This window comes from Myxococcales bacterium (assembly GCA_016717005.1).
Classification (GTDB): Bacteria; Myxococcota_A; Polyangia; order Haliangiales; family Haliangiaceae; genus UBA2376.
This window is the reverse complement of sequence record JADJUF010000014.1, coordinates 174757-196514: the sequence shown is the minus strand read 5'-3', so window position 1 is coordinate 196514 and position 21758 is coordinate 174757. Positions and strand designations below refer to the sequence as shown.

21 protein-coding genes are annotated in these 21758 nt (G+C 74.0%); 12 read left to right on the top strand and 9 right to left on the bottom strand.

Features of this window, described 5'->3' with window-relative positions; genetic code table 11:
* The first annotated feature begins 25 nt into the window (after positions 1–25).
* The 5 genes from IPL61_14870 (at position 26) to IPL61_14850 (ending at position 4781) form a co-directional block, all read left to right on the top strand.
* Positions 26–1399 carry an O-antigen ligase family protein gene (locus tag IPL61_14870; protein MBK9032570.1) on the top strand — a complete coding sequence of 458 codons (1374 nt, stop codon included), beginning with the start codon at positions 26–28 and terminating at the stop codon, positions 1397–1399.
* A 33-nt stretch (positions 1400–1432) separates the two neighbouring features.
* Complete coding sequence (locus tag IPL61_14865) at positions 1433–2458, top strand: class I SAM-dependent methyltransferase (protein ID MBK9032569.1); 1026 nt, start codon at positions 1433–1435, stop codon at positions 2456–2458.
* Positions 2455–3204: a transglutaminase family protein gene (locus tag IPL61_14860; GenBank protein ID MBK9032568.1), complete on the top strand. Its 750-nt coding sequence runs from the start codon at positions 2455–2457 to the stop codon at positions 3202–3204. Before IPL61_14865 ends, IPL61_14860 begins: the two co-directional genes overlap by 4 nt.
* Positions 3205–3315: 111 nt before the next feature.
* Positions 3316–4056, top strand: coding sequence for a hypothetical protein (locus IPL61_14855; GenBank protein ID MBK9032567.1), 741 nt, complete (start codon positions 3316–3318; stop codon positions 4054–4056).
* A 5-nt stretch (positions 4057–4061) separates the two neighbouring features.
* Entirely contained in the window at positions 4062–4781 is a 720-nt protein-coding gene (locus tag IPL61_14850) for a site-2 protease family protein (GenBank protein ID MBK9032566.1), read from the top strand.
* 190 nt (positions 4782–4971) lie between these two features.
* Here IPL61_14850 and IPL61_14845 read toward each other — a convergent pair whose 3' ends face one another.
* The 3 genes from IPL61_14845 to IPL61_14835 all read right to left on the bottom strand — a co-directional run bounded on the left by IPL61_14845 (position 4972) and on the right by IPL61_14835 (position 8574).
* Complete coding sequence (locus tag IPL61_14845) at positions 4972–6123, bottom strand: isocitrate/isopropylmalate dehydrogenase family protein (GenBank protein MBK9032565.1); 1152 nt, start codon at positions 6121–6123, stop codon at positions 4972–4974.
* A gap of 58 nt (positions 6124–6181) precedes the next feature.
* Entirely contained in the window at positions 6182–6925 is a 744-nt protein-coding gene (locus IPL61_14840; GenBank protein ID MBK9032564.1) for a TIGR02266 family protein, read from the bottom strand.
* A gap of 68 nt (positions 6926–6993) precedes the next feature.
* Positions 6994–8574: a HAMP domain-containing protein gene (locus IPL61_14835; protein ID MBK9032563.1), complete on the bottom strand. Its 1581-nt coding sequence runs from the start codon at positions 8572–8574 to the stop codon at positions 6994–6996.
* 316 nt (positions 8575–8890) lie between these two features.
* Here IPL61_14835 and IPL61_14830 point away from each other — a divergent pair, with 316 nt between their 5' ends.
* The 3 genes from IPL61_14830 to IPL61_14820 all read left to right on the top strand — a co-directional run bounded on the left by IPL61_14830 (position 8891) and on the right by IPL61_14820 (position 11476).
* Positions 8891–10003, top strand: coding sequence for a hypothetical protein (locus tag IPL61_14830; protein ID MBK9032562.1), 1113 nt, complete (start codon positions 8891–8893; stop codon positions 10001–10003).
* A gap of 107 nt (positions 10004–10110) precedes the next feature.
* Entirely contained in the window at positions 10111–10911 is an 801-nt protein-coding gene (locus tag IPL61_14825; GenBank protein MBK9032561.1) for a hypothetical protein, read from the top strand.
* A 178-nt stretch (positions 10912–11089) separates the two neighbouring features.
* Positions 11090–11476, top strand: coding sequence for a hypothetical protein (locus tag IPL61_14820; protein MBK9032560.1), 387 nt, complete (start codon positions 11090–11092; stop codon positions 11474–11476).
* A 35-nt stretch (positions 11477–11511) separates the two neighbouring features.
* On the opposite strand, the gene IPL61_14815 is transcribed toward IPL61_14820, so the two are convergent.
* Entirely contained in the window at positions 11512–12579 is a 1068-nt protein-coding gene (locus tag IPL61_14815; GenBank protein MBK9032559.1) for a 2-dehydropantoate 2-reductase, read from the bottom strand.
* A 36-nt stretch (positions 12580–12615) separates the two neighbouring features.
* Here IPL61_14815 and IPL61_14810 point away from each other — a divergent pair, with 36 nt between their 5' ends.
* The 4 genes from IPL61_14810 to IPL61_14795 all read left to right on the top strand — a co-directional run bounded on the left by IPL61_14810 (position 12616) and on the right by IPL61_14795 (position 16197).
* Positions 12616–13449, top strand: coding sequence for an endonuclease/exonuclease/phosphatase family protein (locus IPL61_14810; GenBank protein MBK9032558.1), 834 nt, complete (start codon positions 12616–12618; stop codon positions 13447–13449).
* Positions 13450–13601: 152 nt separating this feature from the next.
* Entirely contained in the window at positions 13602–14435 is an 834-nt protein-coding gene (locus IPL61_14805) for a hypothetical protein (GenBank protein MBK9032557.1), read from the top strand.
* Positions 14432–15268, top strand: a complete 837-nt coding sequence (locus tag IPL61_14800; GenBank protein ID MBK9032556.1) for a hypothetical protein — start codon at positions 14432–14434, stop codon at positions 15266–15268. The genes IPL61_14805 and IPL61_14800 overlap by 4 nt, the downstream gene beginning before the upstream one ends.
* Before the next feature lie 26 nt (positions 15269–15294).
* On the top strand, positions 15295–16197 hold the full coding sequence (locus IPL61_14795; GenBank protein MBK9032555.1) for a hypothetical protein: 903 nt from the start codon (positions 15295–15297) through the stop codon (positions 16195–16197).
* A gap of 288 nt (positions 16198–16485) precedes the next feature.
* Here the strand turns inward: IPL61_14795 and IPL61_14790 are convergent, their stop codons facing one another.
* The 5 genes from IPL61_14790 to IPL61_14770 all read right to left on the bottom strand — a co-directional run bounded on the left by IPL61_14790 (position 16486) and on the right by IPL61_14770 (position 21745).
* Positions 16486–17733, bottom strand: coding sequence for an HlyC/CorC family transporter (locus tag IPL61_14790; GenBank protein ID MBK9032554.1), 1248 nt, complete (start codon positions 17731–17733; stop codon positions 16486–16488).
* Positions 17730–19010: an HlyC/CorC family transporter gene (locus IPL61_14785; GenBank protein MBK9032553.1), complete on the bottom strand. Its 1281-nt coding sequence runs from the start codon at positions 19008–19010 to the stop codon at positions 17730–17732. Before IPL61_14785 ends, IPL61_14790 begins: the two co-directional genes overlap by 4 nt.
* Entirely contained in the window at positions 19007–20122 is a 1116-nt protein-coding gene (locus IPL61_14780; GenBank protein ID MBK9032552.1) for a HAMP domain-containing histidine kinase, read from the bottom strand. The genes IPL61_14785 and IPL61_14780 overlap by 4 nt, the downstream gene beginning before the upstream one ends.
* A 68-nt stretch (positions 20123–20190) precedes the next feature.
* Positions 20191–20859: a GTPase domain-containing protein gene (locus IPL61_14775; protein ID MBK9032551.1), complete on the bottom strand. Its 669-nt coding sequence runs from the start codon at positions 20857–20859 to the stop codon at positions 20191–20193.
* Positions 20860–20869: 10 nt separating this feature from the next.
* Positions 20870–21745: a hypothetical protein gene (locus tag IPL61_14770; protein ID MBK9032550.1), complete on the bottom strand. Its 876-nt coding sequence runs from the start codon at positions 21743–21745 to the stop codon at positions 20870–20872.
* Positions 21746–21758 lie beyond the last annotated feature (13 nt).

The following is a 21758-nucleotide window of genomic DNA, read 5'->3' as shown; positions in this document are numbered from 1 at the left end:
CCGGGCCAGCGTAGGATCGGCGCCGGTGTTCTCGATCTTCGGCATCTGCGGGCTGCTGTTCTTCATCCTGGCGCGGCCGCAGGAGTACTTCGTCGTCCTGCAGAAGCTGCCGATGCTGTACCTGTTCGTCGGCGCGGCGGCCGGCGGCTACCTGCTCGACGTCAAGCTGCGCCTGCTCGAGCTCCGCGCCACCCCGATCCTCAAGCTGGTCGCGGTGTTCCTGCTGTGGACCACGCTGTCGAACGTGCTCATGGCCGGGCCCCAGCTCACCCACAACTCGATCGAGCTGGCGATCCTGTTCGTCTTGTTCGCGACGATCGCCCACGGCGTGCAGCGGCTGCGGACCCTGCGGGTGGTCGCCGCGACGCTCATGCTGACGTGCCTGGGGCTGTCGGCGGTCGGCGTCCACCAGGGCCTGCAGGACCGGACCTGCATCATCCTCGATGAGGAGCACGGCGGCGAGGGCACGCCCGACGGCCGGCCGTGCGAGCTCGCCGAGGACTGCTTCGGCGACGACGCCGAGCCCGGAAGTGAGTACCGGTGCGAGAAGGGCGGCCTGTTCGACACGTTCTCGATCGAGGATCGGGTCCGGTACCGCGGCGAGCTCCAGGATCCCAACGAGCTGGGCCTGACGATCTGCATCGGCGGCTTCTCGCTGCTGATCGCGTTCGCCAACCAGCGGCGGCGGCTCGGCACGATCGCGATCGCGATCCTGGGCTCCGGCCTGGTGTTCTGGTGCGTGCTGGCGACCCAGTCGCGCGGCGGCATCGTCGTGTTCGCGCTGATCGGCGCGGTGTACTTCGCGCGGCGGTTCGGCGTCGCCGGGCTGATCGCCGGCGCGGCGATGGCGGCGCCGGTGCTGGCGGTGGCGGGGCGCTCCGGCGACAAGGCCGACCAGTCGACCCAGCTCCGCTACGAGGCCTGGTCGGCCGGGCTGCAGATGTGGAAGCAGAGCCCGGTGTTCGGCGTCGGGCAGCGCCAGTTCGTCGAGCACCACTTCATGACCGCGCACAACTCGTACGTGCTGTCGCTCGCGGAGCTCGGCATCGTCGGCATGGTCCTGTTCATCTCGATGCTGGTGCTGACCGTCAAGACGCTGGTGCTCGGCATCCGCCAGCTCGAGCACGTGCCCGGCGCGCGCCCGGCGCAGGCCTGGGCGCTGGCGCTGCTGGCGTCGTTCGTCGGGATGATGTTCTCGATCAACACGCTGTCGTTCTGCTGGCACTCGGTCCTGTGGATCTTCCTGGGCCTGGGCGGCGCCTGGGTGTCGGTCGTCCGGACCCACAAGCCCGACTTCGAGGTGAAGCTGACGTTCCGCGACTTCGCGTTCATCACGGTGGCGTGCGTCAGCTACGCGCTGGTGATCCTGCCCATCTACCTGCGCTCGAAGGGCGAGTGACGGGCGCCGACGACCGCGTGCTACGCTGACGGCATGCTGTCGCGGGTCGATCACGTCGCGTACCGAGCGCAGCAGCTCGGCCTCCTCCTCGGCGCCACGGTGCTGCAGGAGTCGGCCCGGCTGCTGACCCGCACGCCGCGGCCGGACCTGCGGGCCGTCGTGCCCGAGCTGCGGGCCCGGACCGAGGCGCTGTTCGCGCGCGACCTGGCCAACGTCGACGCCGGCCTGTACCCGCGCGCGCTGCTGTTCCAGATCCCGACGGCGACCTACGCGCGGCGCCTGCCGCAGCTGCTGCGCGACGCGCCCCGGGTGCTCGCGCGCAAGCGCCGCGGCGACTACCACGACCTGCCGGCGCTCGAGCGCGGCCGCTACCCGGCCTACTACCGGCGCACGTTCCACTGGCAGACCGACGGCTACCTGTCGGCGCACTCGGCCGAGGTCTACGATCTCGGCGTCGAGCTCCTGTTCCGCGGCACCGCCGACGTCATGCGGCGCCAGGTGATCCCGCCGGTGACGCGCTGGCTGCGCGCGCACCCCGAGGCCACGCGGGTGCGCGTGCTCGACGTCGCCTGCGGCACCGGCCGGACGCTGCGCCAGCTCGCCACCGCCCACCCGCGCCTGGCCTATCACGGCGTCGATCTGTCGGCGCCGTACGTGCGCGCGGCGCGCGCGCTCCTGGCCGACGTCGACGAGGTCGCGCTGGCGGTCGAGAACGCCGAGGCGTTGCCCTACGCCGACGCCAGCTTCGACGTCGTGACCTGCGTCTACCTGTTCCACGAGCTGCCGCGCAACGCCCGGCGGCGGGTGCTGGCCGAGATGATGCGCGTGCTCAAGCCCGGCGGCCTGGTGGTGATCGAGGACTCGGCGCAGCTGGCCGACAGCCCGGCGCTGGCGGCGGTGCTCGGCGACTTCCCGCGCGAGTTCCACGAGCCGTTCTACGCCGACTACCTCGAGGACGATCTGGCGCCGATGCTGGCCGCGGCGGGCGCCGTCGAGGTCGTGGCCGAGGCGATCCTGGTCGCGAAGGTCGTGACCGCGCGCCGTCCGGACCGCGCGTGACCGTCGCGCGCCTGACCGCGGCCCTGGCCGAGCCGGGGCCGCGCCTCGACCAGATCGCCCTGGCGATCGCCGCGCTCGACGACGAACCCGGCGACGAGGCCGAGGCGCTGGCCACGCTCGACGGCTGGGGCGCGCGCGTGGCGGCGTCGGCCGGGGGCTCGGTCTACGCCGGCATGGACGCGCTCGAGCGCCTGCTCGTCGGCGAGCTCGGGCTCGAGGGCGATCGCGACGACTACGACCACCCGCGCAACAGCTTCCTGCCCCAGGTCCTGGCCCGTCGGCGCGGCCTGCCGATCTTGCTGTCGATCGTCTACCTCGAGGTCGCGCGCCGCGCCGGGCTGCCGCTGGTCGGGCTGGCGCTGCCCGGCCACTTCGTCGTCGGCTATCGCCTGGGGCCGGGGCAGCTGGTCGTGATCGATCCGTTCGAGCGCGCGCGGATCCTGACCCGGCCCGACCTCGACGCCATCGCCCGCCGCGCCGGCGTCCCGATCACGCCGGCGATGCTGGCGCCCGCCGCCACCACCGAGATCACCGCGCGGGTGCTGCGCAACCTCGGCGGCAGCTACCAGCGCCGCGGCGACGTCGCCAAGCTGGCCGCGGTCGTCGCGATGCTGCGGGCATCCCGAGCGCCACCGACACCGCCACCTACAACTGAGCCTCCGGGGCTCCCGGCCCCCCCGCCCCCCCCCCCTCAAGCCCCCAGCCCCGCCCCGGCCCGGGACCTGCGCCCAAGCCTGCTGATCTGACCTGAGCCGCGCCCGCCGTCGCAACCGCTCGTCGCGGCGCGTGTCTCACGCCCGAGAGTGCGCTACCCTGGGATCATGACGCCGTTTCGCAGCACCGTCGCTGGGGAACTGATGACGTCTCCGACGGCGCGCGGCGTGCTCTCGCTCGAGGTCGCGCCGCGCCACGTCGCGCTGTCGCTGGCGGATCTGCAGCTGGCGATCGCCGACGGCACGCTCATCCTCAGCCGCGCGGTCCGCCGCGGCGTGCGCCGGGTGGTGTCGCCGATCCGGGGCCGGGTGGTGGTCGCGCGCGGCCTGCCGCGCGAGGCGGTCGGGCTGTGGCACGAGTCGGCGCCCGGCCAGGTCGAGCGGGTGTTCGGCGCCGAGCCGCGCAACCTGATCAGCGCCGACGGCCTCGCGGCGCTGCGCCAGCTCGATCGGCTGGCCCGGCGGCTCGGCCAGGCCGTGGCCGACCTCGGCCGCGGCGCCAAGGTCGCCCTCGAGATCGGGCCGCCGGGGGCCCACGGCCTCGACAAGGTGCTGGCGATCGACGACGGCCACCGCCTGACGGTCTACCGCCGGTCGCTGTTCCGGCAGCGCGCGCAGCGCGTGCTCGAGGCCACCAGCGACGGCGAGATCATCATCGCCACGCCGCGCGGCGACCTGCGGGTGCCGTGTCGCTCGCGGTTCTGCATCTCGGTGTTCGGCGACTACCTGCGCATCTCGACCGCGGCCGGCGACGACCGCGCGCGCGTCGCGCTGCCGTGGATCGCGCGCGAGGATCGCGACGAGCTGGCCCGCCGGATCGGGGAGGTCGTCGAGCGCGGCGCGGCGCCGCTGGCCTTGACACCGGCGACCGGCGACGCACGTTAGAGGGCATGCTTCCTCGCTGGCGCCTGGGCTCGTTGCTCGGGTTTCCCGTCTACCTGAACGCGTCGTTCCTGGCCCTCCTGGCCGTCGCGTTCCTGTGGCTGGGCGGCCTGGGCGGGGTGATCGTGGTCGGCGTGGTGTTCGCCTCGGTCCTGCTGCACGAGCTCGGCCACGCGGTCGTCGCGCGCCGACGCGGCGTCGCGATCGGCGGCATCGAGCTGTCGTTCCTCGGCGGCGCCGCCCAGATGAGCCAGCTGCCGCGCTCGGCGACCGACGAGATCGCGATCGCGCTGGCCGGGCCCGCGGTGTCGCTCGCGCTGGCCGGGCTCGGGCTCGGGCTCGGCGCGCTGACCGGCAGCGGCGCCCTGGCGACGTTCGGCTGGATCAACCTGGTGCTGGCGGTGTTCAACCTGATCCCGGCGCTGCCGATGGACGGCGGCCGCGTGCTGCGCGCGCTGCTGTCGTTCCGCGCCGACTACGTGCGCGCGACCGATCAGGCGGTGACGGTGGCCCGCGTCGTCGCGGTCGGGCTCGGCCTGCTCGGCCTGGCCGGCGCGGTCCAGCTCCTGATCCTCGCGCCGATCCTGTGGCTGATGGGCTCGCGCGAGCGCCAGCTGGCGCGGGCGGTGGCGCACCAGTTCGTGCGCACGCGGCGCGGCTACCGCGAGCGGCCCCGGGTGATCGTGCCCGAGCCGTGGTTCGTGGCGCCGCGCTGGCGCGCGCTGTGATCGCGCCCGTGTCGCGCGCGGCGGCGCGGCCGGTCAGCGACGAACCCCTGGAAACTCGGAGCCTGTCCCTTTTTCGGTCGAGCACAGGTCGACGCGCCGGGAGTCTCGCGTCTTGGAGGGTCTTGGAGCGCAGGCTCGTCGGGGCTTGCCCCCGACGAGGGGAGGCCTGGCGACATGCCTCCCTGGAGACTCAGCTCAGCCGCGCGAGCGCCTCGGTCCGGACCGCGGCCGCCACCACCGAGCTCGCGGCCGCGCGCTCGGCGCCCACCAGGTCCGCAGTGAGCGGCTTGCCGCGCGCGACGATCGCCGCGATCGCGTCGTCGACGGCCTTGGCGCCGCGCACCAGCCGCTCGTCGCCGTGGCGGCGCCCGAGCCAGCGCAGCGCCTCGGCGGTGGCGCCCAGCATCGCCAGCGGGTTGGCCAGGTCCTTGCCGGCCATCGGCGGGGCGCTGCCGTGGATCGGCTCGAACATGGCGTGGTCGTCGCCGACGTTGCAGCCGACGGCCATGCCCATGCCGCCCTGCAGCACCGAGCCCAGGTCGGTGAGGATGTCGCCGAACATGTTGGTCGAGACCACGACGTCGTACTGCTCGGGCCGGGTCAGGATGAACATCGCGAACGAGTCGACGATCGCGACGTCCTGGGCGACGTCGGGGAAGTCGGCCGCGACCTCGCGGAACACCTCGAGGAACAGCTTGCAGCCGTAGAGCACGTTGTTCTTGACCACGCAGGTGACGCGCTTCTTGCCGTCGATCGGCGCGCCGGTGCCGCGCGCGCGCGACAGCTCGAACGCCTTCTTGATCACGCGCCGGGACGCCCCGCGGGTGATGACCCGGGTGTCGATCGCCGCGTCGCCGGCGATGCCGCCGATGCCGCTGTAGAGGCCCTCGGTGTTCTCGCGGACGAAGATCATGTCGACCATGCCCGGCTCCCACACCTGGGCGAACCGACCCGACAGGCCGTGGCGGACGCCGCGGAGGAGCTTGATCGGCCGGACGTTGGCGTAGAGGCCCAGCTTGAGGCGGTTGCCGATGACCGGCGACCAGCCGGCCATCTTGCCGTCCTTCATCGTCGCGGGCTGGCCGTCGGCGCCGTTCCAGCCGACCGCGCCGAGCAGGATCACGTCGGCGGCCTTGCAGCGGTCCTCGCTGCCGGCCGGCCAGTCGCGGTCGCCGTGCTCGAGGTAGTAGCGGCCGCCGCACGCGATCTCGGTCACCGGCAGCGCGACGCCCAGCTTGGGGGCGAGCGCCTCGAGCAACGCGCGGGCCTCGGCGGCGACCTCGACGCCGATGCCATCGCCGGGCAACAGCACCACGTCGTACGTGGTCTTGGGTGAACGCATGGCGCAACCTACCACGCGGCCGCGCGCGGCCGGTGGCGGGTGGGCGCGCGACCGCGGGTCACGCGAGGAGCGTGCGCATGGTCTCGATCACCTGGCGCAGGCGCATCGGCTTGTCGATGAAGATGTTGGCGCCGGCGGCGAGCGCGACCGCGCGCGCGGCCTCACCGCCGGCCGAGACCGCGATCACCGGCAGGTCGTGGAGCCCGAGGCGCGAGCGCACCTGCTCGATCACGTGGGCGCCGTCGATCACCGGCAGGTAGACGTCGATGATCAGCGCGTCGAAGCGCTCGCTCGCGAGCAGCGCGAGCGCGTCCTGGCCGTTGGCGGCGGTGCTGACCGCGAACGACACGTCGCTCGAGCGGCGGCTCGAACCGGCGAGGCCCTCGCCGATGAACGCGGCCACGTGCGGGTTGTCCTCGACCACGAGCACGCGGACGACCCGGGTGACGACCGCGGGATCGCCGGCCCGGATGCGCTCGATCAAGAGCGCGAGGCGCTTGTGGCCCTCGTCGGACGTGAACTCGATCCCGACGCCGGACTCCTCGCCGGCGCGGCCCCAGCGGACGACGCCGTCGATCGCGATCGGCTCGACCAGGCCCGGGAACGACAGCGCCAGCCGGACCGCGCTGCCGACCGCCAGCTCGCGCGCGGTCGCGACGAAGGTGCCGCCCGACGAGAGGTTGTCGGTGTAGTCGACCAGGAACTCGTCGGCGCCCTCGTACTCGACCAGGAGCGTGAGGCCGGCGCGGTGGTGGCGGCGCTTGTCGCTCGGCGACGAGTCGGGTGGTTCGGACGTGGACATCGGGCGGGGTCGAAAATTGTCGCCCGGGACCACCGTCGATGCAACAACGCGGTCCCGCCGACCCGCGTTCAGGTCGCGGGCGACGGCTCGGCCGACGGCTCGGCCGACGCCCGGGGCAGCGCGATCGCGAAGGTGGCGCCACCGTCGGGCGGCGACGTCACGGTGATCGCGCCGCCGTGGTCGCGGACGATCTGGTGGGTCAGGGCCAGGCCCAGGCCGGTGCCGCCGGCCTTGGTCGAGACGAACGGATCGAACAGCCGCGCGCGCAGCTCGGGCGCGATCCCGGGCCCGTCGTCGGTCACCTCGATCACGACGTTGGCGCCGTCGGCCCGGGTCCGGACCCAGACCCGGCCGTGGCCCCGGGTGGCGACCGCCTCGGCGGCGTTGCGGAGCAGGTTCAGCACCGACTGGCGGATCTGGCCCTCGTCGAGGCGCGCCGCCGGCACCGGCTCGTCGTGCTCGACGATCACCTCGACGCCGCGGCCGGCGAGATCGTCGCGGACGAACCGGACCAGATCGTCGACCAGCGCCGGCACCGAGCCGGCCGCGAGCCGCGGCGTCGGCAGCCGCGCGAACGACAGGTACTCCTCGGTGATCGCGGTCAGGCGGTCGACCTCGCGGCCGATCGCGCGGCACAGCTCCTTGGCCTCGTCGCCGGCGGCCAGCGCCGCCAGCTCCTCCTCGAGCAGCTCGGCGTTGAGCCCGATCGACGACAGCGGGTTGCGGACCTCGTGGGTGATCATCGCCGCCATCTTGCCGACCGCGGCCAGGCGCTCGGCCCGGACCACCTCGCGCTCGCGCTCCTCGACCGCCCGGCCCATCGCGTTGAACTCGCGGGCCAGGTCGGCGACCTCGGTCGGGCCGCGCTCGTCGATGCGGCTGCCGTACTCGCCCGCGGCGATCCGGCGCGCGGCGCTGCGCAGGCGCCCCAGCGGCCGCAGCGACAGCGTCACCCAGGCGGTGACCAGCACGCCGACCAGGACCGCGATCACGCCCATCAGGCCGGTGTACAGGCGCAGCCGCCGGGCGTTGCGCTCGAGGTTCTCGGCGATCTGCTCGGTCTTGGCGCGCATCCCCGCCGCGATGTTGTTGAGCGACACCAGCAGCCGCTGCTCGGCGTCGACCAGCGCGTCGCGCGCGCGGACGGCCTCGGTCAGCTTGACCGGATCGACCGTCGGCGGCGCCGCGCGGATCGTGCGCTCGATCGGCGGCACCGCGAGCATCGTGACGTAGCGCGCGTCGAGGTTGGCGATCGTGTGCTCGATGCCGTGGAGCTTGCCGAGCGCGTCCGCGGCGACCGCGCTGTGGCGGCGGGGCACGCCGCGCAAGGTCTCGAGCGTGGCGGTCAGCTGACCCAGGAGCTGCCGGCGGCTCTCGCGCAGGCGCTCGACCCGGGGCCCGACCACGGTCGGCTGGCCCTCGCCCGGCAGCTCCTCCTTGAGGTAGGCGTAGAGCGCGCGCTGCTGGCCGGCCAGGTTCTTGGCGTCGATCGTCAGGCGGAGGTAGCGGGTCCGGATCACCTGCGTCTCGCTGCGCAGGTCGCCGACGTACGTGACGATCCACACCATCGTCGCGGTGAACACGGCGATCAGCACCACGAACCCCGCCAGGATGCGGGACGAGAGCGTGCGCCCGAGGCTCAGCGCCACGGGGCCTGCGCGTGGGTAGGGGCTCGGTCCGAGCGAGCGCAGCGGTGGATCGGCGGGCTCGCCATGGCGACGGTCGGGAGAATGCACCCCCCGCGCCAGCGCGTACCACAGCGATCTCGACCCCGCCAGACGTTCGCGCGGTGGGGCCCGGCCGGGCGCGGTCACACCAGCGGTGTGCGGTCAGGTGATCGCGGCACGATGACGCCGACCGGCCGGCCCGGACGTGTATACTGCCCAGGTTCGCCCCGGAGACCTCATGAAGCGCGCACTCGTCCTATTGGTCACGCTCCTCGGCTTGGCGGTTGCCCGGCCCGCGATGGCCAAGCCATCGATCGCCATCCTCGGACTCGAAGTGGTCGAGGAGTCGGATACGCCGGACGCCAAGGCGGCGCAGTACGCCGAGGTCCTGACCGACGCCCTGCGCGCGCGCGCCCGCCTGAGCTCGGGGCCGTTCGTCCTGGCCGCCGGCAGCGACAAGAGCCTGGTCGAGATGAAGCTGCTCTCGGGCTGTGACAACGAGGCCAACGCCTGCATGGCGGGCATCGGGGTCGAGCTCGCGGCCGACCGCCTCATCTACGGGCACATCCAGAAGAGCGGCGCGAACTACCAGATCTCGCTCAAGCTGCTCAACGTGTCGACCAAGTCGATCGAGCGCACGACCAGCGATCTGGCGCCGGCCGGCGACGACTCGAGCGGCCAGATCACCGCGCTGGGCAAGAAGCTCTACGCGAAGATCACCGGCGTCTCCAACCAGGGCACGCTGATCATCAAGGCCAACGTCGAGCGCGGCGAGGTGTTCCTCGACGGCGAGCGCAAGGCGGGCCTGTCGGGCGGCACCGCCCGGATCGAGGGCCTGGCCGCGGGCGACTACAAGCTGAAGATCGAGACCGACTGCTACCTGGCCCACGAGGGCACCGTGACCGTCGAGGGCGGCAAGGACGTCAAGGAGGAGATCGAACTCGAGAAGAATGCGCTGTCGAACTGCGGCGGCGGCGGCGGCGGCGGCGGCGGCGGCCACATCATCGCGGGCGGCGTGTCCGACGACGATCGGCCGGGCGGCGGTTCGCGGGCGCTGTTCTGGGTGAGCACCGGCGTGGCCGCGGCCGGCGCCGGGTTCTGGATCTACAACTGGCGGGTCATGGAGAACACGTTCAGCGACAACGGCGTGGACAAGGCCGGGGCCGAGGCGGCGTGCCCCGGCGCCCCTTACTGCGACAAGGTCGAGAGCGCGTCGCGCAACACGTACATCGGCGGCGCAGTGCTCGCGGTCGGCGCGGTCGCCGGCGCGTACTTCTTCTACAAGGGCTACCTGGCCCCGGCCAAGCGCCGCGAGCGGCCGCTCAACGCGCGGGCGCCGCGCCGCGAGATCCTGATCGCGCCGACCGTGAGCGCGAAGCAGGTCGGCGGCGTCGTCCGCATCGAGTTCTGACCGAGCGCTGACCGTCAGGGCGCCAGGTCGACCTGGGCGCGCCTCGGCGACACCGCGCTGAACGCGCGCGCAGTTCCCGGCCCGTGCCGGTCGCGTGTCTGATCAGCATGCGCCCACCTGGTCTCGTCCTCGCGATCGTCCTGGCTGGCTCGGCGACCGCCGCCTGCACCACGCTCGGCCCCACGCCGGCCACCACCGCGATCTCGGCTCGACCCGCCGGCCGCCCCGAGATCTCCGCGCAGGTCGCGGTCGTGCCGGGGCACTACCTGAGCGCGGCGGTGGTCGAGGCGCCCGAGGGCGCGGGCATCGGTCAGCTCGCGGTCGTGGTCGAGCCCGATCGCTGGGTCGGCCTGCCGGGGCTGGTCGTCGGCGGCCGGGTGTTCGGCCAGGACGGCGACACCGCGGCCGAGCCGGTGATCGGCTACCGGCGGGTGCTCGCCGACGGGCGGGTCGCGGTCGCGGCGCTGGCGTCGGGCACGGTGTCGAGCGCGACCCGCGACCAGGCGAGCTACCGCGCGGAGCGCGGCGGCGTGGAGCTGGCGGTCGACGCGCGGCCGCTGGCCGCGAGCCGCTGGGTCGAGCCGCACCTGTTCGCCGGCGTCGCGGTGACGGCGCTCTCGGTCGACGGCGACTATTGCATCGACGTCGACGGTCGCTACGGCGTCCAGTGCCCCGACCCGCCCGACACCGGCACCCGGGTGTCCGCCCACGCCGGCGGCGCGTACCCGACCGGTCACGTCGGGGTCGCCGCGGAGCTGTTCCGGCACCGGCGCGGGTGGTTCCACGGCGGCCGCGTCGCCGCGCAGCTCGCCGCCGGCGCGATGCCGCGGGTCGTCGGCGCCCAGCAGACGTCGGCCGAGGGCTTCGCCGCGTTCGGCCTGTCGGTGTCGCTCGCGGTCGGTGATTGAGGTTCCGGCCGGCCGGTCGCCAGGCCGGTCCTCGTCGGGCGCAATCCCTGACCTCGACGGCGCGATGTGCAACGTTGGTACAGCGGCGGGCGCGCTCGCGCGGCGGTTCGGCGGGTTGCGTGCCGCTCGCGCTGGAGCCCGTCTTGCAATGTGCCCAGGGATGCGGATCCTTGGCTTGATGATCGTCCTGGCCGGAGTCGCCGCCTGCGGCAGCGATCCGGTGCCGCCGCCGGCCTGTACCGGCACCTCGTGCGCGTGTGCGCCCAACACCTCGTGCGACATCGACGGCTCCGCGTGCGCCGGCGGCAGCTGCACCCTGGCGTGCGCGATGGCCAACGACTGCAGCGGCACCTGCGGCGAGTCGTGCAGCGTCGGCTGCAGCGGCGGCTCGACCTGCTCGATGACCCTCGGCGCCAGCGGCAGCGTGTCGTGCAGCGGCGGCTCGACCTGCGAGATCCGCTGCACCGGCTCGTGCTCGCTGTCGTGCTCGCCCGACTCGAGCTGTCGCCTGGCGTGCGGCGACGCGGCGTTCATGGACGTGGTCGAGGGCGGCGCCTGCCCGTGACGATCCGCCGCTGACGCGCGGCGCGCCGGCGCGCGCTACGGGCGGGTGTCGTCGAACAGGCGGTCGAGCAGCGCTCGCGATGACCGGACGTCGCCACCGGCGATCGCGTGGACCAGCCCGACCACGCGCTGGTTGATCGGCGCCGCGAGCCCGTGCAGCGCCGCGCGATCGACGACCTCGCCGTTGAGGAAGTCGACCGCGGGCACCCGGCCGCGCTCGATCGCCGCCAGCATCGAGCTGCGCATCTTGCGGTAGCGCAGGCCGACCGCGAGCAGGAGCGCGTGCTTGGCGGTGAGCGCGGCCGAGCCGACCGCGGTGCGCTCGCTGTCGGTCAGCGCGATCCACTCGAGGTCGAGGGTGCCGGCCACCTTCTCGAGCCGCACGTGCTCGGCCCGCGCGACCTGCACGACCTCGGTCATGATCTCGAGCGCCAGCCGGCGGTAGCGGCGCACCCGCACCAGCGGGCCGAGGCGCTCGCCGGCGATCGTGCCGAGCGACGAGATCGCGCAGTTGAGCGCGAGCTTGCTCCAGCGCGCGCCCAGCAGGTTGTCGGTGACCACGGTCGGGCCGACGGCCTCGAGCAGCGCCGCGACCCGCCGGCACGCGTCGTCGGGCGGCGCGGCGAGGCGCCCGACGGTGAACCCGCCGGCGGCGGTGCGCTGGTAGCGCCCGGGCGCCGGCATCGACGCGCCCCACGCGACGATCGCCCCGATCACGCGCTCGGCGCCGACGATCCGGGCGACGCGCGGCTCGCACAGGCCGTTGGGCAGGACCACGCACACGCCGTCGTCGGCCAGCGCCGGCAGCACCGAGCGGGCCGCGGCCTCGATCTGCGGCGGCTGGGTCGCGAGCACGACCACGTCGAAGCGCTCGCCCGGCGGCGGCGCCTCGACCACGCGCAGCGGCACGGTCCGGACCTCGCCGTCATCGTCGACCTGGGCGCCGTCGGCGGCGACGGCCGCGCGGATCGCGGCGTTGGTGGACACCGCGGTGACGTCGACCTCGGCCTCGGCCAGGTGCGCGGCGACGATGCCGCCGATGCCGCCGGCACCGACGACGAGGACCCGCGGCGGGGCAGGATCGGCAGCCATCGGGGCGAACATGCCACGGCCGCCCGGCGCGTGGGTGATACTCGCGGCGTGGAGCGCCTCCGCGTCGTCACGCTGAACATCTGGAACCGCCAGGGCCCGTGGGCCGCGCGCCTGCCGCTGATCCGCGACGGCCTCGCGGCGCTGGCGCCCGACGCCGTCGGCTTGCAGGAGGTGCTGGGCTTCCCCGGCCAGCCGAGCCAGGCCGACGAGATCGCCGCGGGCCTGGGCTGGCACGTCCACTACGCGCCGGCCTGGCACATCGGCGGCGGCCTGACCTTCGGCAACGCGATCCTCAGCCCGCACCCGCTGCGCGACGTCGCGGTGCTGCCGCTGCCGGCGCCGCCCGAGGTCGACAGCCGCACGGTCGCGTTCGCGCGGGTCGGCGTGCCGGGCGGCCCGGTGCCGCTGTTCGTGACGCACCTGACGTTCCAGCACCACCTCGGCCACGTCCGCTGCCAGCAGGTCCGGGCCCTGACCGACCACGTGGCCGCCCGCGCGCCCATCGACGGCCCGCCGCCGATCGTCATGGGGGACCTCAACGCCGATCCCGACTCCGACGAGATCCGGTTCCTGCGCGGCCTGACGCCGCTGGGCGGCGCCTGCGTCTACTTCGCCGACGCCTGGGCGACCACCGCCGGGGCCGAGCCCGGGGCCGGGCGCGGCTCGACCTACGATCGCCGCAACCCGTACGCGCGGCGCAGCCGCGAGCCGTCGCGCCGGATCGACTACGTGTTCGCGCGCGGGCCCGACCGGCACCTGCGCGGCGAGCCGCTGACCGCGTGGGTCGCGCTCGACCAGCCGGCCGGCGACGTCTGGCCGTCGGACCACTTCGCCGTGGTCGCCGAGATCCAGGTCGCGGTGCGGGCCCACGAGCGCTTCTGACCGCGCGTTCCGGACGGCTCGGTCGCTTCCGACGGCGCTGGATCCGGGCTAGACTTTTCGCAATGGAGATCACGTTCTGGGGGGTCCGGGGGAGCTACCCGGTACCCGGCCCGGCCACCGTTCGCTACGGCGGGCAAACCTCGTGTGTCGAGGTGCGCACCCGGAGCGGCGCGGGCGTGATCATCGACGCCGGCACCGGCCTCCGCGCGCTGGGGCAGAAGCTCGCGCGCGAGAGCGCCACCGCCGGCCGCTACTCGATCCTGCTGTCCCACGTCCACTGGGATCACATCCAGGGCCTGCCGTTCTTCGAGCCGGCCTACGTGCCCGACACCGTCATCGACGTCTACGCGCTGCTGACCGCGGCCGACGAGCTGCAGCAGGTCATCGGCGGCATCACCCGCCACGAGTTCTTCCCGATCCCGCTCGAGGCCGTGCCCGCCGACTTCCAGTTCCACGAGGTCGAGCCGGGCGTGCCGATGGTGCTCGGCGAGATCACGGTCATGCCGATGGCGCTCAACCACCCGTTCGGCGCGGTCGGCTACCGGCTCGACGCCGACGGCACCTCGGTCGCCTACGTCAGCGACACGGCGCCCTTCACCGAGGTCCTGCACAAGCAGCACTTCCTGTCGGGGCTCGAGCTCTTGACCGACGCCGATCGCGCGGCCCTGGCCGAGATGCGCGCCGAGCTGGTCGCGGCCCTGCGCGGCTGCGACACCGTCATCTACGACACCCACTACGTGCCCGACGAGTACGCCAAGTTCCCGCACTACGGCCACTCGACGCCCGACCACGCGCTCGAGCTGCTGGCCGGCAACGACGTGCGCCGGCTGATCCTCTACCACCACGCGCCGGCCCACGACGACGACCAGATGGACCGCATCGCCGCCGAGTACAAGGCCCGGGGCGCCGCGGTCGGGCTCGACGTGATCACCGCGTGCGAGGGCATGGTCCTGACCGTCGGCGCCGTGCGAGGCGCGGCCGCGTGAAGATCCGGTTCTGGGGCGTGCGCGGGTCGTTCGCGATGTGCGGGAAGGACTTCCTGCGCCACGGCGGCAACACCACCTCGGTCGAGCTGGTGACCGACGCCGGCAGCCGGCTGCTGATCGATCTCGGCACCGGCGCGACGGTCTACGCCAAGCACCTGATGGCCAGCGAGTTCGCGCGCGGCGAGGGCCACCTGCCGGTGCTGCTCAGCCACACCCACCTCGATCACATCCAGGGCCTGCCGTTCTTCACGCCGTTCTTCATCAAGGGCAACCAGATCCGCATCCTCGGCGCCGACCCGGCCGGCAGCTCGCTCAAGGGCACGCTCCAGAACCAGCTGGCGCCGCACTACAGCCCGCTCAACGGCCTCGAGAACCTGGCCGCCGGCGTGTCGATCGAGTCGTTCCTCCCCGGCGCCGAGTTCGCGGTCAACGACTTCGAGATCACGACCGCCGCGCTGCCCCACGGCACGATGTGGACCACCGGCTTCCGGATCAAGGCCGACGACAAGATCGTCGCGTTCCTGTCCGACGTCGAGTACCCGGCGCCGCACCGGCCGACCCGCGAGGCGTTCGCGCTCGCCGCCGGCGCCGACCTGCTGATCCACGACGCGATGCACGACGACGAGGCCTACGCGCAGGCCCGCGGCTGGGGCCACTCGCCGGTGTCGGCCGGCGTCCACCTGGCGCGGGCCGCGGGCGCCGGCAAGCTGGCGTTGTTCCACCACAGCCCCGACGCCACCGACGCCGCGATCGATCGGTTGGTGGTCACCGCCGCGGCCCGGGCCAACGTGCCGGTGTTCGCGGCCGCCGAGGGCGAGTACCTCGAGGTGTGAGCGGCCCGGGGCGACGCGCGGTGATCGTGGCCGCGCTGCTGGTGACGGGCGCGTGCGCGCGCACGCTGCCGCCCGATCGCAGCGCCGCGGCGCTGTACCGCGACCTCGAGCGGATGGTCACGATCGCCGACGCCACCGGCTGGGGCATCGACCGCAAGGAGGTCGAGGGGCTCGAGGCCAAGGCGCTCGACTCGGCGTGCCGGGTCGAGCCGCTGGCCCGGCGGATCCTGGCCGAGTGGCTCGACGAGCGCCTGGCCGCGGCCGGCGGCTCGGTCGAGGCGGCGTGGCGCGCGCGCGGCAAGCGCCTGAGCGCGGTCGCGGAGCTGTTGATCGTGCATCGGGTGCGCCTGGTGCTGGCCGCGGCCGAGCGGGCGGCGCCGCTCGACTGCCCGTTCTGGCTCGAGCCCGAGGAGCCGTTCCGCGGGCGCCAGATCTCCGACGGGCGCTGGGTGCTGCACGCCAGCGGCGGCGGCAAGGGCATGGTCGTCCACCAGGGTGATCGCACCGACCTGTCCGGCGGCGGCGCCGGGCGGCTGCTGGTCGGCAAGAACCTGGGCTCGCGCTCGACGGTGCTGGCGGGCATCGAGCTCGGCGCCACCGCCGCGTTCCCCAAGGACGAGGCCGGGAACCGGACCGGCCTGCGCCTCGGCGTCGACGTGGTGGTGCCCGTGGTCTACCGGTACACGCTGACCAACGCGTACCTCGAGGCCGAGGTCGGCTGGCTCGGGCGCACGACCGAGGACGCGCTCGACCGGCTCGACCAGGGCGTCCACCTCGGCGCGTCGATCGGCGGCCGGGCGCTGCGGACGCGGTTCTTCTTCCCGGGCGCGGCGTTCGGGGTGTCGTGGGAGCGGTCGTTCGTCGACGGCGCCGATCTGACGACGGTCAAGCTCGGCGCCCGGGTCGGCGTCGATCTCGATCTGTGGTGAGCGGCGGCGGTCTCTGGCTCCGGCGTCGGGGCGGCGTCGATCTCGATCTGTGGTGAGCGCGGCGGCTCCGGCGCCGGCTCGGGGGCCGGCGCCGGCTCGGGGGCCGGGTCCGGCTCCGGGGCTGGGTCCGGTTTCGGCTCCGGCTCGGGCTCGGGCTCCGCCGGCTCAGCGCTCGTAAGTTTTTCGGTCGAGCACCGGTCCCCGCGCCGGGAGTTTCGCGTCCTGGGTGGGGGCCCTCATCGGGGCTTGCCCCGATGGGGGAGGGTTCGGCGACGAACCCTCTGGAACTCAGCGCTTGCGGCGCGTGAGCCGGACGCTCTCGACCGCGCGCTCGGACGCGCCCACCACCTCGATCAGCACGCCGCCGACGGTCAGGGTCGCGCCCGGCGCCGGGATCTTGCGGAACCGCTCGATCAGCAGGCCGGCGATGGTCTCGTAGTCGTCGGACTCGGGCAGGCCCAGGTCGAGCTGCTGGTTGAGCTTGGCCACCGAGATCTTGGCCTCGACCCGCCAGACCCCGGGCTTCTCGGCCTTGAGCGGGCTCGGCTCGTCGTCGTACTCGTCGTCGATCTCGCCGACGATGGTCTCGAGCAGATCCTCGACGGTGACGATGCCGATCGCGCCGCCGTACTCGTCGACCACCACCGCCATCGGGTTGCCGCCGGCCTGGAGCTGGACCAGCAGATCGATCGCCTTCATGCTCTCGGGGACGTAGATCACCGCGCGGGCCACGTCGCTGATCGCGATGGCCTTGCGGTCGGGCCCGGCCGACAGGATGTCGAACGCGTGGACGATGCCGACGATGTCGTCGACCCGGGACCGGTAGATCGGCATGCGCGAGTGCTGCTTGTCGGCGACCTCGAGGGCCGCCTCGCCCAGCGACGAGTCCTCGGGCAGGGCCGTGACCTCGGACAGCGGCACCATCAGATCGCCGACCGCGTACTCGGATAGCTCGAAGACGTTGGCGATCATCTCGCGCTCGGCGGCGCTGATGCCGGGCTTGTCGCTCACGGGATCGCTCTCGATCAGCAGCGCCAGCTCGTCGCGCGTGATGAACGCCTTCTTCTTGTCGGTGCCGATCAGGCGCGTGGCCGCGGCCACGACCGCGACGACGATCACCACCAGCGGGCGCAGCAGGTAGCCCAGCGGCACGGTCAGGAGCGCCAGCGCCGGCGCCAGGCGATCGCCGTGGGCGGTCGCGATCGCGCGCGGGATGAGCTGGCCGACGATCAGGATCGGCGGCGCCGCGAGCGCCGCGGCCCAGTACCAGCCGCGGCCGTGGTCGAGCAGGTAGATCGCGCACGCGACCGCCAGCGCCAGGCTGGCGAGGTTCGCGCCGACCTGCACCGTCGCCGCGGTGGTCGCGGTGCGGGCCGACAGGCGCTCGGCGGCGCGGGCCGCCAGGCCGCCGGCGGTGGCGCGTTGGTGCAGCCGCGCCCGGTCGCAGCTCGCCAGCGCGATCTCGGTGGCGACCAGCAGCGCGTGGACGATCACCGCGACCACGCCGATCGTGATCAGCGTCGACAGCGTCATCACGTCGGCACCTCGTCCGGCGGCGGCGGCGGCGGGGTCAGCTCGGTCGGCTCGGGCACGGCCTCGGCCTCGGCGGCGGCGGCGGCGGCGGCGGCCAGGGTCGCCTGGGCCTCGGCGGCGGCCTCGACCAGGGCGGTCTCGGTCAGGCGCGGCACCGGCGCGGTCCCGTCGACGGCGGCCCCGTCGACCGCCGTCCCGTCGACCGCCGGCAGCGAGCCGGGCACGGGCGTGCGGCCGCCGCGGCCGCGCCGGACCGCGCGCTGCAGGGTGTCGCGCTCGTCGTTGATGTCGCCGAACAGGAGCGCCAGCAGATCGTCCATCGTCACCAGCCCGAGCAGCTTGCCGTACTCGCTCACCACCAGGGCGAGGTGCACCTTCTTCTGCTTCATGATGGTGAACAGCCGCGCCACCGGCGTGGTGCGCGGCACGTACAGCGGCTCGCTGAGCAGCTCGGACAGCGTGCGGGCCGGGCTCTGGCCGGCGGTGGCGCGGACCAGATCCTTGGCGTTGAGGATCCCGCGGATGTTGTCGAGCGAGCGCTGGTAGATCGGCACGCGCGAGAAGCCGCGCGCGGCGACCTCCTTGACCAGCCGCGCCATCGGCAGGTCGTAGGCGAGCGCGAACACCTTGTCGCGCGGGGTCATGACCTGGCCGACGCTGCGGTCGCCGAACTCGAACACCTTGTGGATCAGGCGGCGCTCGCGGGCGTCGACCTGACCCTGGGCGCTGCCCGCGTCGACCAGCTTGCGGAACTCCTCCTCGGACAGGTCGGCCGCGCGCGGGCGGTTGGCGCCGCCGAACGGCCGCGCCACCAGATCGCTGACGCCGTGGATGACCCACCGGAGCGGCGCGATCAGCAGGCTGAACGCGGCCAGCGGCCGCGCCGCCTGCCGGGCCCACGCGATCGGGTTCTGGATCGCCAGGGTCTTGGGCACGACCTCGCCCAGCAGGATCACCGACGCCGCTGTCGCCAGCACCGCGAGCCCGCCGACGACCCACGGCGCCGCCTCGGGCCACGCCGGCATCCACAGGTACGCGGCGATCGCCGCCAGGGTCATGTTGACCAGCTCCTTGCCGATCAGCACCGACCCGACCAGGCGCTTGGGCTGGCCGACCAGCGTGAGGATCAACCCGTCGATCGGGCGGCCCGAGTGGCCGAGCTGCTCGCGGTCGACCCGGCGCAGCCCGAACAGCGCCACCTCGGACCCGGAGAAGAAGCCCGACGTGAGCAAGAGCGCCACGGCCAGCGCGACCAGGATCGTGATCTCGGTGGCGGTCACGCGCCGCCCTTTCCGCCACGGACGTCGCTGGCCACCGCCGGGAACGACGCCACGAAGGTGCTGCCGTGGTTCGGCGTCGAGTCGACCCAGATGCGGCCGCCGTGGGCCTCGACGTAGGCCTTGGCCAGGGCCAGGCCCAGGCCGGTGCCGCCGTACTGCCGCGTCGACGACGAGTCGATCTGGAAGAACGGCTCGAAGATGTGCGCGAGCTGATCGCGCGGGATGCCGATGCCGTGGTCGCGCACCTCGACGTGGATGCCGAGGCGCAGATCCGGACGGGTGCCCGAGCCGACCGGCACCAGCGGCCCGACCCGCACCGCGATCTCGACCGCGGTGCCGTCGGCCGCGAACTTGACGGCGTTGGACACCAGGTTCCAGACCACCTGGCGGATCTGGCGGCGATCGCCGAGCGCGCTGGCTGGCTCGACCGCCTGCACCAGCTGGACGCCGCGCTTGGAGGCCTGGGGCGCGAAGCTGGCGACGACGCTGTCGACGACCTCGGCCATCGCGACCGGGGCCACGTCGACCACCGCGCCGGCGCCCTCGGCCCGCGACATGTCGAGCACGCTCGTGATCAGCTGGAGCAGCTGATCGGCCTTGCCGAGGATCGTGTGGACGTAGTCGCGCTGCTCGGTCGTGAGCGCGCCGGCCAGGCCCTCGAGCAACATCTCGGAGTAGCCGATCACCGAGGTCAGGGGCGTCCGCAGCTCGTGCGACATCGTCGCGAGGAAGTTCGACTTGACGCGGTCGGCGGCCCGCAGGCGCGCCACGGCGCTCTCGAGGCTCTTGTTCTTGATGGTCAGCTCGGCCACCGACGACGCGATCGCGGCCTCGTGGACCACGCCGGCCAGGCGTCGGGCGTGGGCGTGGTGCAGGAGCAGCTCGACGATGTGGGCGACGTGGCGCGCGAGCATCGTCCGGCTCGCGTCGGCGTCGACCAGCACCTGCCCGACGACCTCGCCCAGGTACTCGATCGGCGCCCGGGCCGCGGCGTCGGGCGCGGCGGCGGCGTTGGCGAGGAGCTGGCCAGCGCGGTCGGCGATGGCGACGCCGCAGCCGTGGGTCGCGGCGAAGCTGCCGACCAGCTCGTCCAGCTCGGAGCCCGACAACAAGCGTGAGAGGTCGACGGGCTCGTCGAGGGGATCGGTGGCGGAGGGCGCGCCACCGGCGGGCCGGCTATTCACACGCCCAAGATATCACGTTCGTCGCCGCCCACATGGGCGCACACCGCCTGCAGGAACGCCTCGCGCGGCTGGCCGAACCGCTGCGCCAGGCGCAGCGACGTGTCGAGCACGTCCCACGAGGCCGCCAGCACGCCGAAGAACGTCGCGAGCACGCCGTCGCCGTCGCGGGCGCTGGCGGGGTACAGCCGGCGCTCGGGCGCGCCGAAGCGATCGCACGCGGTCAGCGGCACCGCGTCGGCGAGGTCGCGCTTGTTGTACTGGGCGACGATCGGGACCGCGTCGAGGGCGAGCTCGCCGAGGATCCGGGCCAGGCCGTCCCAGGACTCGCGGTTGGCCTCGACCTGGGTCGGGCTCGAGTCGGCCACGAACACGATGCCGTCGGCGCCGGCCAGGACCACCCGGCGCGTGGCCTCGTGCATCGGCTGGCCGGGCACGGTGTAGACCTTGATCCGGAACGACAGCGTCGTGGTGCGGAAGAAGATCGGCAGGAGATCGAAGAACAGCGTCCGGTCGTCCTTGGTGTCGAGCGTCATCAGCCGGCCGCGGCCGGCGGCGTCGACGCGGGCGTGGAGCGCGCGCAGGTTGGTGGTCTTGCCCGACAGCGGCGGCCCGAAGTAGACCAGCTTCAGGGTCAGCTGCCGCTCGTTGAAGTCGACCTGCGCCACCTCGGCAACGCTACCGCCGCGGGGCCGCGGGTTCAATCGTCGCATCGGGTAGCGGCCGGGGTCGCGTGTCGACCGCCGGCTCCACCGGGCGGCGGCGGCCGGTGCCAGCCGAGCGGGTCTGGGCGAGGTGCGCGGCGTAGAGCCCGGTCGCGGCCAGCGCGACGACCGCGACCACGATCGCGACGACCGGGACCCGGCGCCCGGGGCGGGCCGTCGTCGACGGCACCGCGGTCGCCGCCAGCGCGGCCTGGGCGCGCCGGGCCAGCTTGTCGAGCTGCGCGCTGGCGATCGGGTCGGCGCCGTCGGTCCGGATCCGGTCGCGGTAGCGGGCCGCCAGCCAGGCGAAGTCGCGGGTCGCGAGCGCGACCGTCGCGGCGCGCTCGTGGGCGTCGAGATCGCTCCAGGTCGCGGTGCAGACCGCCCACGCCGCGCCGAGCGCCTCGGTCGGCGCCTCGATCGGGCGGGGTCGCCAGGCGGCGGCGTGCTCCGGCGCCAGGCCGCAGCGCGGGCACGGGCCGCCCTCGCGCCGCGGCGTGTCGCACTTGGGACAGCGCGGCTGCGCGTCGCCGGTCGCCGCTTGCGCCTCGCTCGCCTCGCTCGCCGGCGCGCTCGCGGCGGTCGCCGCCGTCGGGGCCGGCGTCGGGGCCAGCGTCGGGGCCGGCGTCGGGGTCAGCGTCGGGGCCGGCGTCGGGGCCGCCGTCGGGGCCGGCGTCGGGGTCAGCGTCGGGGCCGGCGTCGGGGCCGGCGTCGGGGCCAGCGTCGGGGCCAGCGTCGGGGCCTGCTCGGCGTGCCCGCACGCGCCGCACGCGACCGTGATCGTGTCGTCGTCGGACCGCGCCACGGTGGCGTCGGTGACCGTGTGGCAGGCGGGGCACTCGATCCGCATGGCGGCGTCGGGA